Genomic DNA, 14,581 nt, shown 5'->3' with positions numbered 1-14,581 from the left:
GCCTCCTATTTCACCGTGCGCAACTTGGCGCGATCGATCGTGAGTGCGATCGCGACAATGAGAACGATGCCGAAAACCATCTGCTGCTGTGTTGCGTCTATCTCGAAATAGAGCATGGAGGCGCGGATGACGGCGACAATGAGCGTTCCGATGACCGTGTTGAGAACGCCTCCGACACCCCCGGTCAGGGGCGTACCACCGACCAAAACCGCAACGATTGCCGGCAGCAGGAACCCGTTCGCAATCGTCGGGGCGCCGCCTGAAAGCTTGACGGCAAAGAGCAGTCCGGCAATCGCCGCCAGCGCCCCTGATATTGCAAAGGCAAGGATCTTGTAGCGTGCCACGTTGAGCCCGGAGGCCGCCGCCGCGAGTTCACCGGCGCCGACTGCTTTCAGCGCCCGGCCGAGCGTCGTGCGGCGTTCGATGAACAGGCAGATGCCAAGCAGCACGGCCGAGATCAACAGCTCGTTCGGGACCCCCCAGGTGCGACCGATCATCCATCCGAAGGTCTCGTTTCGCTGGGTCGCATCCATGTTGAGCGCGCGCTGCCCGGAAAGCCATTGCGCGACCGAGAACGCCACACCGCCGACCGCCAGAGTGGAGATGAACGACGGAACATAGAGCCGCGTCGTCACATACCCCGACAATGTGCCCAGCAGGAAGCCGGCGGCAACGCAGGCAACGGCGACCCAGGCGCCCATGGAGGCAAGGTAGACCGATGCAATGACGGTCACCATGTTCGCCATCGACTGGGCGGAAAGGTCTATTCCGCCGATATAGATGGCAAAGGTCAGTCCGAGTGCCATGATGAACAGCGGCACGATATCGCCCGCCAGGCTCATGAGATTGGCCGGCTTCAGGAAGCCCGGGTGGGTAACGCCGACGAGGGCGACGAGCACCAGCAGCGTTATCCAGGGAAGATGCGGTTTGAGACGCTGAATGTCCATGTTTCCCTCAGATCATGTAATGCAGGAGATCGAACAGCGAGGGCTTTGCCCCCGGCACGCAATCGAAGTTCTTCTGAATGCGGCCATCCTTCACGACGACGATGGTGTGAGACAGCCCGATGGCCTCCTCCAGGGTGTCGGCGACCAGGACGATGCCGACACCGGCACCGCTCATTTCGCGGATCATGTCGTAGACATCTTCCTTGGCTCCGATATCCAAGCCGCGGGTCGGGTGATCGAGCAGCATGATGTCCGATCCCGCCGATCGCCACTTGGCTAGAACGACCTTCTGCTGATTGCCGCCGGACAGGTTTCCGCAATCCGCGAATTCGGAATGTGCCTTGATCGAGAGCTTCTTTATCCAGTCGCGCGCAAGCGCGCGCTCTTCGGATATCCGCAGCACGCCGGCGCGAGAATGCTTGTTCATTTGCGAGAGTGTCATGTTCTCGTAAACGTTCATGCCGGCGACGATGCCCTCGATCTTGCGCTCGCGAGGGACGTAGCCGACGCCTTGGCTCACTGCGTGGCGGGGCGAGAAAATCTTCACCTTGCCGCCCTTGATCTGGAGATTTCCCTGGGTTGGGGTGAGCATGCCGTAGATCATGCGCAAGATCGCCTCGCGCCCCGACCCTTCCGTTCCCACCAGGCACAAGACTTCCCCGGCATGCAGTTTTAGCGAGATGTCCTTCGTGCGTCCGGGCAGTCCGACCCCATCCATCTCGACCAGAACCTTGGAGCGATCGAAGGGTTTCTGCAGTTGTTCGCGATAGTATTCCTTGTCGACGTTGCGGCCGACCATCTTGTGCTGGATCGCCTCGGTCTGGGCGGCACCGCGCTCCACGACATCGACGACATGACCGTCCTTCATCACGTAGATACGGTCCGATAGCTCCATCACCTCGTCCATGCGATGGGAGACGAAAATGAAGGATGCGCGCGTGACCAGCTCGCGGACCAGCTTGAAGAGCAGTTGCACTTCTTCCTTGGACAGAACCGAAGTCGGTTCATCGAGAAGGATGACCAGATCGCCGTCAACGCGTTCTTCGAGGGTGAGAACCTTGGCAAGTTCCACAAGCTGGCGCTGCGCGAAGGAAAGCTTCGAGGTAATGGTCGCGGGATCGATATCGAGCTTGACCTTGGCGAGTTGCGCCTTGGCGGCCGTGGCCATTGCCTTCCAGTTGATGACGCCGAACCTTACAAACTGCTGCTCGTAACCAAGGAAGATGTTCTCCATCACCGTCAGGTTGGCTATCAGCGACTGCTCCTGAAAGACCATGCCAATACCCTTCTCCATGGCCTGGCGCGGATTGGCAAAGCGCACAGTCTGACCATTGATCAGAATGTGCCCGCCATCGGGTTGGTAGGCCCCGTAGATCACCTTCATCAATGTGGATTTGCCCGCACCGTTCTCGCCGACCAGCCCGACGATCTCGCCACGCTTGATGTGAAAATCGATGGCCTTGAGTGCGTGAACACCGGGAAATTTCTTATCGACGGCTTTCAGTTCGTACATGGCCCTGCCTCACTTCACGAAGGAAACCATCTTGCGGTCGGTCGACAGCACGACAGCAAGAATGACGAGCAGTCCGAGAACCCCGTCCTGGAGAAAATCGGGCAGACCGACGACGACCATTCCATTGTTGATGACACCGACGATCAGGACGCCGACGAGCGCGTTCCACACACCCCCGATCCCGCCCCAGAGCGCAACGCCACCCACTACGACCGAGGTGATCGAGATGAACATGAAGTTCGAGCCGGTCACGGATTCGGCCTGACCGATGCGCGCCACGACCAGGATCGCTGCCAGTGCGTAAAAGACGCCGGCAAGCGCGAACCCGGTGACACGCACGCGGTTGACGTTGAGACCGGATGCGTGCGCCAGTTCCTCGCCACCACCGACGGCATAAAAATTGCGACCGAGCGTGGTGTGGGCTTGTATGAACCAGGCAACGAACAGGAAGAAGCCGGCGATGTAGACCATGATCGGGAAACCGAACCAACGCACGGTCAAAAGTCCCCGAAACGTTGCGTCGCTCACCTTGACGATATCGCCGCCCGTCAGGAGGATTGCAGCCCCGGTCCCAACGAAACCCATCGCAAGGCTAGCCATGAAGGAGGGTATTCGCAGCTTGACGTGAACGAGCCCGTTGACGAGCCCGATCAGCCCGCCGACCATAAGGATAAGCGGAATGGCCAGCCAACCGGCGCTCATTAGCGTGCCGCCGAACTTCGCAAAGGCGAACGCGAACACGACCGCCGTAAGCGAGATCGCTCCTTCCATGGAAAGGTCGATCGATCCCATGATGATGATGAATGTCACGCCGACGGCGACCATCAGCGCCGGCGCCGCCGCGATGGCGATGCGGGCAAAATTGCGGACCGAGAAGAAGGTCGGATTGAGGGCGGTGAAAAAGATCACCAGCGCGATCAGCACCAGCAACGGCGCCCATTTGATCAAGGTTTCGCGCGATATGCGACGTGTCACTTTAGGCATCCCTTCGCCCGGACTGTGATGAATGGAATGGAGGCGGATGCGACGGCGCGGCCGCCTCCATCAGACAGGATGGTTCAGTACTGGATCTGGCCGTTGGACGGCCCCCAGAAGTCCTTCCAGTCGTAAGCCGGAACGGAATCGAGATACTTTGCCTTGAATTCCTCCGCATCCTTGGCGCTAACGAGGATCGTCGGACCGTAGAATTCACGATGCTCTTTCGGCTCTTCGGAAGGTTTGAAGCTGCCGATTGCTGCGTGATAGGCGAGCGCCGCGGTGACGCCGCCACCCCAATGCGGATTGGTAAAGACGGTCGCCAGGAGTTGACCCTCCAGCACCATCTGCACTGCCTCGAGATTGCCGTCGTAAGCGACGATCGGCATGCCTTCGATGCCTTCGGCCCGCAGGGCCTCGATCACTCCATAGGCGATGTTGTCATTGGCGCAATGTACGCCCTTGATCTTGTCACCGTGGCGCGTCAGGAACGACGCCATGAGCTCGGCGCCCTTCTGCGTGTCCCAGTCGGCCGGCTGTGCGTCGAGCAGTTCGATCTTCGGATAATCCTTGAGTGCGTTCTTGAGGCCATTGAGGCGCTCAACCGCAGGGTTGTTGGCAGCAATGCCACCGAGATGAACAACTCCGCCCTCGCCACCCATGGCCTCAAACAGGATCCGCGCGGTTTCTTCCGCCGGCTTCTCGTCCGACCAGGTCATGTGGGAGACGTAGTTATCACCGAAGTCCCAGGGATGCAGATCGTCTGTCTTGTTCCAGATTGTCGAGATGTAACCTCCGGCGGCAGACACCGCCTCCACCACTGGCCTTGCATTCGGGCTGTCGTTGGCATCGCAGGCAATCGCGCAGTTGCCGTTGTTCTTGGCGAGGAAGGCCTTGATGTCGGCGAGGGACTTTTCCGACGAGCCTTCATTGATCAGGCTGACAAGCGCACCTTTCGGCTTGCCGATCGTTTCGACAAAAGCTTCAGCGCCCGAGATCACCGAATTCCAGTAGGCGGAGGCGCGATCGCGATAGCTCCATGCGATGGCCGGATCGGTCAGCGCCGCATGTGCACCACTGCGCCCGAGAATGGCCGGAACCGTCATGGCCCCAACACCGGCGGCGGCGGCCAGGATGAAGTTGCGACGGCTGAGCGTCTCGCGCTCGATAAAGTCCTTGATAAAGGTCGACATGGCGTTCCTCCCAAATCCACGTTTGAACGTTCCCCGCATTCGGCGGGTTTTTCAGAGGGCAACAAAAGGCGATCCGCACTTTCCGGGCCCGAGCCTCCTCAGCTCTCCCGCACCCACTTAACGCACTATCTAGTTACTTCTTTGGTGAGACCTGAGTCAAGAGCCTTTCGCGATCTCGACCTTCATGATTTTCGACGGAGCACTTTGACGGATACGCACGCTGGCGTGTATGACTGGCTCAACATGAGCCGCGAGCGCGCCGGAGGAATGGCTTTGAGCATGATCAACGAACCGACCGAAAAGCCCGGCCGCAAACCGCGCATCCGCGATGCGGAGGCGACCAAGGCACGCATTCTAGATGCCGCCAAAAAAGAATTCGCAAAGAATGGCTTAGGCGGCGCGAGAGTCGATGTAATCGCCGAAAAGGCCAAGGCCAATAAGCGGATGATCTACCACTATTTCGAAAGCAAGGAGGGCCTTTTTCAGACCGTCCTGGAAGACGCCTATATCGACATACGCACGGCGGAGCAGAAGCTCAAACTGGATGACCTCAAGCCAAAGGCAGCCCTGGAAAAGCTCGTTCGCTTCACCTGGGAATACTATCTGAAAAACCCTGAATTTATCACTTTGGTCAACAGCGAGAACCTGCATCGCGCCAAGCACCTGAAAAAATCCGTGGTGATCAAGACGGCCAGCCGCAAGTTCGTCAACATGGTGGAAGTGTTGCTCGAACGAGGCGCCTCTGAAGGTGTCTTTCGCCACGGCATCGATCCAGTGCAACTGAACATTACCATTGCGGCAATCGGCTACTATTACCTGACCAACCGGTTCACCGGCTCGATCGTGTTCGAGCGTGACTTGATGGCGAAGGAGGCGGTCGACGAACGCCTCCGCTTCAATATCGAGACGATCATGCGGCTGGTTTGCGCCTAAGCTCGCTAGAGTTCGAAAGACAGCCCCTCGAGGTCGAGTGCATGGCGGGCGCATTCGATATCTTCGACGTCTCGCGCACCGGACACACCGATCCCGCCGACAACCCGGTCGCCGTGGATGATTGGCAGGCCTCCGCCCCAGACCAAAAGCCGAGACCGATTGGCTAGGCCCAGCCGCAGCGAAGGACTGTTGTCCATTCTCTCAAAGAACGCTTCCGTCGTACGCCTCATCGTCGCCGCGGTGAAGGCTTTGTCCATCGCGAAGTCTAAGATTGGCGGCGCCACCTCATCCATTCGCGCCGCCGCAAGTGTCGCGCCTTGCGGATCGACCACGCAAACGGCCACCCGCCATGCGTTCCTGGACGCATGCGCAAGCACATGACCGACAAGGCGCAGCCCAGCATTTGCAGCAAGCGCCGTGGCGGTGACGATCAGCCCACTTTCCTGGTGAGAGCGCTCCATTATTCTTCCCCCTCAAGACGGGTCCAATCGAGAACGATGAAGGGTTCTTCAATGCGCTTGGCCGCGATATCCGAATAGAGCGATGATGGATTGTTTGGCACGACCTGCCGTATCAGGCCGTCGAGTGGAATTCGGCCTTCAGCGAGCCAGTCGAGCGCAAGCGAGAAACCGCTGAAAACTGAATGGGAGGCATTGTTGTAGCCTGCGAGAAGCTCCTCCCATTGAAAACAGTGCGCGTGCATTGGGATTTCCCACTCCCAGCCGGAGCGCAGGGTGGCAAGATTGAAGAAGACGGCGTTCATGAGATCATGGGCAGATGCATCGGTCCATTTGCGCCAGGGAACACCGACCATGACCACTTCCCCAAGCCTGCGCACAAGGCGGCATCCCTCAAGGATCGCATTTTCATGTCCCGAGCAATCTACGACAAGCGCGACCCGACCGGCGAAGGCATCGTCCCCAAGAGGCATCCGCTCTCTGCAATCGGAAAGACCGCTTCGTGCCAACTGCGCTCGCCTCCGCTCGTCAGGGTCGACGACGGTCACACGGTAGCCGCTGATATTGAAAAGGTGTGCGGCGAGAAGGCCGACCGGGCCGGCTCCTGTGATGACAACGCGGTCGCCGGGGCGAGCCATGGTTGTCATCAACGTGGTCATCGACACGCCCATCAGACGTGCAAGCGTTGCAGTTCCGGGGTCTAGATCAGCCGGCAGCGGCAAGGTGTGTCTGGCGAGATGCGTTTGCGTGGCGCGATGAGCACCCATCGCAAACCTCAGTTCGCCGGGCCGAAGGCCGACGACATCCCCGGCGACCTCATCAACCCTGAAGACTGCGGCATAACCCGGACGAATGGGAAAAGCATCGCCACTGGCCCAGCCCAGTTCAGTGCCTTGGCTGACGAGGGTGTAGAGCGTGCGCCCGCGAACTTCGCCCGCCTTCAACGGCAAGTCCTCGTAGGACGCCAGCTCAAAGGCCTGCTTTGCGACAATCATGATTTCATCGGGCATGAAGGTCCTTTCCGGCCGAGGAAGACGACCGCATCCAAGACAACGGAAAATTGCCTGTGTGAATTAGTGCTTAGAAGGTGATCCGCTCGCCAAACCGGACGGAGCGGAGGGACTACGTATCAGCGACCAGTTACCGGCGACCATTGCACCGGACCTCCCGCCTGTTCATAGCCAAGCGGACCCGGCATGCTGACAACCTCGAGGAACTGACCCCACGGGGCCTTCAGATACAGCCAGGTCAGCCCTTCCATGGCGCCGCTGTCGACATATGTCGGCCCTTCGAGCACCTCGACACCTGCCTCACGCAAGCGCATTGCCGCAGCCTCGCAATCATCAACCTCGAACGCCATGTGAAAACCGCCCGGCTGACTGTTGCGTTTAAGGGGGGCATCGTCGTCAACCTCGCCGGAATACTGAAACAGTTCAAGATTGGTCCCGTTGCCGACCCGTAGCACTATGATGTTTTCAATCCGCCTGCCCGCAGGGACACCAAGGCGCCTTTGCATGAAGGTGTCGTCCACATCGATCGGCCCTGTTTGTAGGCATCTAGCGGCACCGAATACGGCTTCAAAAAAACCGACGGCCTCATCAAGATCAGGCACCGTAAAGCCGATATGCTGCATCCCAAAGACCTTCATTGATTTCCCCCCTCCGAGCGATCCATTCACACGCCGGTTAAAAGTCGATTGAATTTAGTATGTAACTATTTAGTTATTTCATTGCAACCAGTTTCCCACCTGTCAAGGCGTGTGCTTTACGCAAAATGGAAAACAGCCAAACCTGAGCCCGGACCGCCGCAGTGGCCGAGCGGTACTGGCATTCCTGCCTGACATTGGCGGAAATTGTCGGCGTGCTTGTCACGCATGGCGATCTAAGCATAGAGGCGCCGATGCCACCGGTTCGGATACAATGGCGGCATATCTCCCCGGCTTGGATCACTTGCGAGCGACGTCCCGCAAAGAAAACAACGGCCAGCACCAGAACCAATACTGGTTCACCCGCGTCAGGAAGCCGACCCTCGTTACGCGGAAGCCCGATGCGTAGAGGGGGCCGGATACGGAAGACTCTTCCGGTAAGCAGCGCCGTGTTGACGAACCTGTCTCCAACCGAAGCGACCTTCAACGGGACAGCCTAATGTTACAAGCGAGCTTCGACGAAGGAAAATTGCCTTGACTCCAGAATACAAGCACTGACACATTCAGTTGTCAGACATCTTACATAATAGGGGATCATGGCTGACGGATCGAATAGGAGGATCATGTGAGGAAGCTCTTTGTACGATTGGCCGTAGGCGCCGCATTCGTCGCCACGGCCGCAGCTGCCCATGCGGGGCAGACGCTCGACCGCGTCATCGAAAAAAAGGCGATGGTCGTCGCCACCAACAGCGGCTGGCCGCCTCAGAGTTATCTGGACGACAGCAACGAGATGGTCGGCTTCGATATCGACGTCTCCCGCGAAATCGCCAAGCGCCTCGGCGTCGAAGTGAGCTTCGAGACGCCGGACTGGGCAACGCTGACCGGCGGCCGCTGGCAGGGACGCTACGATCTCGGCGTCGGTTCCGTAACGCCGACCAAAGCGCGCGCGCAGGTCATCGATTTCGTCGGCATCTACTACTACAGCCCCTATGTCTATGTCGTGCACAAGGACAGCGAGGCGAAGTCCGTGACCGACCTCAACGGCAAGGTCATCGGCGTCGAGACCGCGACGACGTCGGAAGACTTCATCAACCGCCGACTGGAAATCGACGCACCTGGCCTGCCGCCGGTCGAATACAAACTGGAGCCGGGCGAAGTGCGAACCTTTGCCGATTCCATGCTGCCGTTCGACGATCTTCGCCTCGGCAGCGGCGTGCGCCTCGACGCAGTGATCGCGCCTGAGCAGACGGCCCTCAACGCCATCAAGAATGGCTATCCGCTCCGCAGCCTGGAAGGTGAATATGCCTTTCGCGAGCCGCTCGTCGTGATTGCCGAAAAAGTTGATCCGGACTGGACAGCAAAGGTCGGCAGCATCATCGAGGAGATGAAGAAGGACGCACTCTCAGCACGTTGACCACCAAGTGGTACGGCAAGGACTACAGCACGGACTGACGAGCATGGCGGCGTGGGTCGATCTGGCTCGCGCCGCAACGCGCATCTGGGGGAGCCGTACAGCATGACCTATCCTGATACCTACTATAAACGCACCATGGTAGATCTGACAGCGCGTCCTGCGCTGTCAGGCTCGCACGATTGCGACGTCGTGATCGTCGGCGGCGGCCTCGCCGGGCTGTCGACGGCCCTGCAACTGGCGCGAGCCGGCAAAAGCGTCACGGTTCTGGAGGCCGAAAGCGTGGGTTACGGCGCATCCGGCCGAAACGGCGGCTTCGTCAGCCCGGGCTATGCAACGGACGGCGACGAAATCGCACGTGTCACTGGCGAAGAAGCAGCCCGCAGCCTCCATCTGCTGTCGATCGAAGGCATGGAGTTCATCCGCGAAAACATCCGCGCCCTTGCGATCGATGACGCGCAGCCGCAACCCGGCCTGATGAGCGTGCTGCGCTACGACAATGCTGCAAGCCTCAAGGCATATGCGAAGGACACCAGCCGGCGCTACGGCTACGAACTCGAATTCATGGATCGCGACGCGGTCCGCGCGACCCTCAAGTCGGACCGCTATTTCCAGGCATTGCGCAACCGCAATGCGTTCCACATGCATCCGCTGAACTATCTGCGCGCCATCGCCCGCGAGATCGAACGTCTTGGCAGCCGCATCTGCGAAATGTCCGCGGTAGAATCCGTGGACCTGGCAGGCGCACAGAAGCGGGTGAAAACGGCAGGTGGAGGCGTGACGGCCCGCGATGTCGTCTTCACGACAGGTGGTTACACCGGATCGCTCAATGGAAAGCTGAAGCGCTCCTTCCTGCCGATCGCGACCTACGTCATGGTCAGCGAGGATGCGCCGGATCTTATCGCATCGGCGATCGCAACGAAGGACGCCATCGGCGACAACCGCCGCGCGGGCGACTACTACCGCGTGATCGATAGCGGCCGGCGCCTCTTGTGGGGCGGTCGCATAACCACCCGCGCAGCCTCGAGCGACGCGCTCGTGCGCGAACTGCGCGCCGAAATGGTCGGCACCTATCCGCAACTCGCCGGGTTGAAGACCGAAATCGCCTGGTCCGGCCTCATGTCCTATGCCCGCCATTTGATGCCCCAGATTGGGCGCATGAGCCCCGGCGTGTGGTATTGCACGGCCTTCGGCGGGCACGGCCTCAACACGACGGCGATTGGCGGCAAGGTCATCGCCGAAGGCATTCTCGGTGAGACCGAACGCTACAAGCTCTATGAACCGTTCGGCCTCGTCTGGGCGGGCGGGCTTGCCGGGCTTGCCGTCGCCCAGCTCACTTATTGGAAGCTCCAGGCACAGGATTGGTTGCGCGAGCGCGCCGCCTGAGACACGGGAAAGGTCTGAACCATGATCGGTCGATTGATACTCATCTATCCCGAGGCCTCGCGCCGTGCCGGAGCGCTGCTGATCCTCACCCTGGTGGTCCTTGCGCTCTACATGCTCGGTGTCAGCTCTGCCTGGATTGGCCATGTCCTGCCCGCCACGGCAGGTTGGCTTGGCGAAAACCCGACCATGGGACGGCTGGTTTCGTCTCTCCTGATCGCGCTCATCGTTGCCGCCAACTGGAAGGCGTTGCGCCAGCTCTCACGGCGCCAGCAGGTGGTCGGCGTCTGGCTTGAACTCTTCGTGCTTCTGATGCTCTTCTTCTATTCGTTCGATCTGTCCTTCGCCTTCATCGCCAAGAAGATCGGCTTTCTCATTTCACAGGGCGTGGTGACGACGCTCTACATTTCCGCGATCTCCATCGTGATCGCGACGGTCATCGCGTTGGCCGGCGCAATCGCCAAATTGTCCAGCAACGGTGTGATCTACGGCCTCGCCACCTTCTACACCTCACTGTTTCGCGGCCTGCCGCTTCTGATGCAGATCTACATCATCTATCTCGGCCTGCCGCAGGTCGGTTATGTGATCGGCGCGGTGCCTGCCGGCATCCTGGCGCTTTCGCTGTGCTACGGCGCCTACATGACGGAAATCTTCCGCGCCGGCATCCAGAGCATTTCACGCGGCCAGACGGAAGGCGCCACCGCACTCGGGCTCAGCCCCAACCAGACCCTGGCGCTCGTGATCCTGCCGCAGGCGATGCGCGTCATCATTCCTCCGACCGGAAACCAGTTCATCGCCATGCTGAAGGACTCCTCCCTCGTCTCCGTTGTCGGCGTCTGGGAAATCATGTATCTCGCCCGCACCCAGGGCCAGACCGAGTTCCGCCACATCGAGATGCTGATCACCGCATCGATGATCTACTGGATCCTTTCGATCGGGCTGGAATATGCCCAGTCTCGCATCGAGGACCGATTCGGCCGCTTCGACGCCCGTTGACGTGCCCGCCACGGCCCGTGGCGGCGCGTTTAACGCGCCGTCGAACGGCCGGCGCCTTCTCGTTGTTCTCGCCTTCGGGATCTTCTCGGCACCAATGCCATGGTGAAGCCGCCGCCCTCGCCGGCTCCGTTAGAGCGGCTGCGGCAGCTGCGGAAAACCGCCGACATGCATGCAGGTCAAAGCAGCCCGGTCGCGCCCGGCCGCAAGGCAATCAGGCAGTGGCAGACCCGCAACACGGGCTGCGAGAAAGCCGGCAATGAAGCTGTCGCCGGCACCGGTCGTGTCGACCACCTCGACCGGCCGGATCCCGATCGAAACAGTTTGTCTTCCATCGCTGACCATGGCCCCCTTGCTGCCTCGGGTGACAACGGCGAGCGGCACGCCGCATTCCAACAGGCGGCGCAGCAAGTCTTCCGCAGTTGCGTCGTCGTCGCCGGCGAACCGAAGGCGATCGTCAGGCCCTCGGTTCCGAGATTGACTGGATCGGCATTGACGGACACATCCTGGGACACACTGATACCGGCGTCGGCGAGCGTGCGGCGCAGAACACCTCCATCGTCAATCCAGCCGACATGCACGTGATCCATGGTCTTCAGGACGGCAATCTCGTCCGCATCCGGCTTGTAGCCGGCGCAGACACCGAAATCCTCGAAAGCGAAGACGCGGTCGCCGGAGGGAAGCACGTCAATCTCGGTATAGGCGGTGACGCCGAAACGTTCCTGCATATGCGTTACGTCGACACCGTTGTCAGCCAGGAGATGCCGCGTCCGCTGACCGGCCGGATCCGAACCGACGGCGCCGAAATAGTGCGAGCCGTGGCCGAGCCGGGCGAGCTGTACCGCAACGTTGACAGCGTTGCCGCCAACAAGCGATTGCGAAAGCGGAGGCTGGAAGCGGTCAATGCAATTGTCGCCGACGGCGGCGAAGCGGAGGATTTTCATGCGTATCTCGGGATAGGACGCGAAAGCCGCGAACGCGATGATGCGGATTCGCAGCTCCGGATTATCGCGTCAAGCAGCACATATCAGTAGGCGACGCGCTTGTAGTAGCGCCTTGTCGTGAGAGGGTGGTTGCGCAGGACTTCAAGATGGGCGCTGATGCGCTCCAGCACAGTCGCCATCAGCACCGGCGACACCAGCGCCCGCACATCGGCCGAAACGCCGGGCAATGCGAACTCGGCAGTGTCGAGAACGGTAAGCTTGTCGGTGTAGCCCGGCGCAAAGTTCTGGACGCGCTCGGCAAGCGGGCGCGCTGCATCCTCGCCCTTGAAGAGAATGACGCTGACGCCCTTTTCGACGAGTTCGAGCGTGCCATGGAAAAAATCGGACGCGTGCACGGGGCGGGTGCGGATCCACTGCATCTCCTCGAGGATACACATGCCGTAGTAGAACGCTTCCGGCCAAACGTTCCCGGCACCGGTAATGATGTGGTAGTCGGAGGCGGCGAGGATCTTCGCAAAGGCCTCGGCCTTGGGCTCATAGGCCCGCTTCACCTCCAGCAGCAGCGCCGGCATGCGGGAGAGCTGGCTGACGATCTCGGCGTGATTTTCGATCTCACCGCGATGGTTCAGGATCGCGAGCGCGATGAACAACGACTGCAGATAGAAGGATTCGCAGGATGTATCGTCCTCGGCAAAGTTGACGAAGACGTGGTCTCCGCCCTTGCCGAGCGGCGTCTCCTGGTGGCCGACCAGGGTCACAACAGTCGCGCCGATTTCCTTCAGCCTGGCGAGAAGGGCTACACTTTCCTTTGTCGTGCCGGAAAGCGACGGCATGACGACGATCGACTTGTCCGTCAGCTGGGACGAGCCTGTGAGCACCAGTTCTGCCGGCATGTCGATGAAGGCAGGAAAGCGCGAGCGCCGTTGCAGCAACTGAGCCGCGGGCTGCATCAGGATCGCCGCGCCGCCGGTCCCGAGGAAGAAGATGTTCTCTGCGCCCGCCGAAAGACATGATACGATCACTGTTTCCAGCCGGCTCTGCAGCGCGACTGCACCGGACTGGATACGGAGGAATCTCTGCTCGTCAAAATTCAGCATGGTTCTGCTCTCGGTGTCTACAGGAGGTGATGGCTCTTTCGTTGTAAGACAACTGACATCATGGGAAATATCTGTCAAGGCGGCTTTCCGCGATTTGTGGAAATGCCAGTGAAGCGAAGCGGACGCAGCTACAAAGCCGGGCTTTCGTACACTTGACCGGCAAGGATTTGTCAGACAAGAACGATTGGACGATCAACGACGACACGAGGCATTAGAAGTGCAGGAGCCCCTTCGCGACTCGCGCACCCTGGCCATTCAGCTTCGGGACCGGATTGCCGATCTCATCCGGTTGGAAGGGCTGAAACCGGGGGACAAGCTGCCCACAGAAGCGCAGCTCACGCAGCGCTTCAAGATATCTCGCCCGGCGCTGCGCGAAGCCCTGAAGCTGCTCGAACAGGACGACGTAATCTATGTCGAGCACGGTCGCGGCCGCTTCGTTTCGGCGCTCTCGGCCGTCCAGGTCGATCGCCCGATCACGGTCTTCGAGAGTGTCACCGACATGGCGCGCCACTACGGTTATTCCACTGTCAACAAGGTGCTGTCGATTTCCGAGGAAACACCCGACACACGCGTCGCCGATAGCTTGCATCTCCCGCCCACCGGTCGCGTGATCCGCATCGAGCGCATCCGTCTGCATGATGACGAGCCGATCCTCTACTGCATCGACTACGTTCCGCGCAGCATCATCCCAGGGAAGCTCTACGACCTCGACTGGAGCGGATCGCTGATGGACCTGCTCGAGGAATGCGGCAGCCGCCCGCGCATGTCCGCCGCCAGCGTCTCCTCCGTCATGCTTCCCGATGACGTCGTCGAGCGCCACGACCTGAGGGATTTCGGGCCAGCTCTGCTCATCACCGAAACCTGCTTCAACGCAGCCGGCGTCCCGGTGAACTACGCGATTGACTATCACCGCGGCAGCCATTTCTCCTTTAGCCTGACGCGCAAGTAGGCGCTTTCCGAAGAAGGTGTGCTGGACGCGATGTGGGAGCGTCGGCTTGATTTTTCGGCTTCTGTATAAGTGGGCATAATCGATCACCAATTTCCTACCGCGATCATCGCCCATGCGGTGTGGAACCTGCAGGTTTATCC

General features: G+C 60.1%; 12 protein-coding genes and 2 pseudogenes. 5 read left to right on the top strand and 9 right to left on the bottom strand.

What is annotated here, in order from left to right; translation table 11 throughout:
- Positions 1-5: 5 nt before the first annotated feature.
- The 4 genes from BKP54_RS29600 to BKP54_RS29585 form a co-directional block, all read right to left on the bottom strand.
- Positions 6-947: an ABC transporter permease gene (locus BKP54_RS29600; protein ID WP_025430642.1), complete on the bottom strand. Its 942-nt coding sequence runs from the start codon at positions 945-947 to the stop codon at positions 6-8.
- A 7-nt stretch (positions 948-954) separates the two neighbouring features.
- The gene (locus BKP54_RS29595; RefSeq protein WP_025430643.1) at positions 955-2,460 is read right to left on the bottom strand and encodes a sugar ABC transporter ATP-binding protein; all 1,506 of its coding nucleotides are present in this window, start codon (positions 2,458-2,460) and stop codon (positions 955-957) included.
- A 9-nt stretch (positions 2,461-2,469) separates the two neighbouring features.
- Positions 2,470-3,444 (bottom strand): ABC transporter permease, encoded by a 975-nt coding sequence (locus tag BKP54_RS29590; protein ID WP_084815325.1) that lies wholly within the window; start codon positions 3,442-3,444, stop codon positions 2,470-2,472.
- Between the two features lie 74 nt (positions 3,445-3,518).
- A complete protein-coding gene (locus BKP54_RS29585; protein ID WP_084815324.1) occupies positions 3,519-4,628 on the bottom strand; it encodes a sugar ABC transporter substrate-binding protein in 1,110 nt (369 codons plus the stop codon).
- Between the two features lie 279 nt (positions 4,629-4,907).
- Between BKP54_RS29585 and BKP54_RS29580 the strand changes: the two genes are divergently transcribed.
- The gene (locus BKP54_RS29580) at positions 4,908-5,561 is read left to right on the top strand and encodes a TetR family transcriptional regulator (protein WP_025430646.1); all 654 of its coding nucleotides are present in this window, start codon (positions 4,908-4,910) and stop codon (positions 5,559-5,561) included.
- Positions 5,562-5,566: 5 nt separating this feature from the next.
- On the opposite strand, the gene BKP54_RS29575 is transcribed toward BKP54_RS29580, so the two are convergent.
- The 3 genes from BKP54_RS29575 to BKP54_RS29565 all read right to left on the bottom strand — a co-directional run bounded on the left by BKP54_RS29575 (position 5,567) and on the right by BKP54_RS29565 (position 7,667).
- Positions 5,567-6,022, bottom strand: a complete 456-nt coding sequence (locus tag BKP54_RS29575; RefSeq protein ID WP_025430647.1) for a heme-binding protein — start codon at positions 6,020-6,022, stop codon at positions 5,567-5,569.
- Positions 6,022-7,029 (bottom strand): zinc-binding dehydrogenase, encoded by a 1,008-nt coding sequence (locus tag BKP54_RS29570; protein ID WP_025430648.1) that lies wholly within the window; start codon positions 7,027-7,029, stop codon positions 6,022-6,024. The genes BKP54_RS29575 and BKP54_RS29570 overlap by 1 nt, the downstream gene beginning before the upstream one ends.
- Positions 7,030-7,148: 119 nt before the next feature.
- Positions 7,149-7,667, bottom strand: coding sequence for a VOC family protein (locus BKP54_RS29565; protein ID WP_084815323.1), 519 nt, complete (start codon positions 7,665-7,667; stop codon positions 7,149-7,151).
- 622 nt (positions 7,668-8,289) lie between these two features.
- On the opposite strand from BKP54_RS29565, the pseudogene BKP54_RS29560 reads away from it, so the two are divergent.
- From BKP54_RS29560 to BKP54_RS29550, 3 genes and pseudogenes are all read left to right on the top strand, one after another.
- Positions 8,290-9,116: pseudogene (locus BKP54_RS29560) on the top strand (transporter substrate-binding domain-containing protein).
- Positions 9,117-9,180: 64 nt separating this feature from the next.
- On the top strand, positions 9,181-10,461 hold the full coding sequence (locus tag BKP54_RS29555; RefSeq protein WP_084815322.1) for an FAD-binding oxidoreductase: 1,281 nt from the start codon (positions 9,181-9,183) through the stop codon (positions 10,459-10,461).
- Between the two features lie 21 nt (positions 10,462-10,482).
- A complete protein-coding gene (locus BKP54_RS29550; protein ID WP_025430652.1) occupies positions 10,483-11,454 on the top strand; it encodes an amino acid ABC transporter permease in 972 nt (323 codons plus the stop codon).
- A gap of 129 nt (positions 11,455-11,583) precedes the next feature.
- Here BKP54_RS29550 and BKP54_RS29545 read toward each other — a convergent pair.
- Positions 11,584-12,395, bottom strand: a pseudogene (locus tag BKP54_RS29545) (PfkB family carbohydrate kinase).
- A gap of 83 nt (positions 12,396-12,478) precedes the next feature.
- Positions 12,479-13,492: an SIS domain-containing protein gene (locus BKP54_RS29540; RefSeq protein ID WP_025430654.1), complete on the bottom strand. Its 1,014-nt coding sequence runs from the start codon at positions 13,490-13,492 to the stop codon at positions 12,479-12,481.
- A 217-nt stretch (positions 13,493-13,709) separates the two neighbouring features.
- Here BKP54_RS29540 and BKP54_RS29535 point away from each other — a divergent pair, with 217 nt between their 5' ends.
- The gene (locus BKP54_RS29535; protein WP_084815321.1) at positions 13,710-14,441 is read left to right on the top strand and encodes a GntR family transcriptional regulator; all 732 of its coding nucleotides are present in this window, start codon (positions 13,710-13,712) and stop codon (positions 14,439-14,441) included.
- The last annotated feature ends 140 nt before the right edge of the window (positions 14,442-14,581 follow it).

Origin of the sequence: Ensifer sp. 1H6 (genome assembly GCF_001976035.1) — a bacterium.
GTDB classification, from domain to species: Bacteria; Pseudomonadota; Alphaproteobacteria; order Rhizobiales; family Rhizobiaceae; genus Ensifer; species Ensifer canadensis.
Note: the sequence above shows the minus strand (reverse complement) of the source record. Positions and strands in the feature narration are given on the sequence as shown.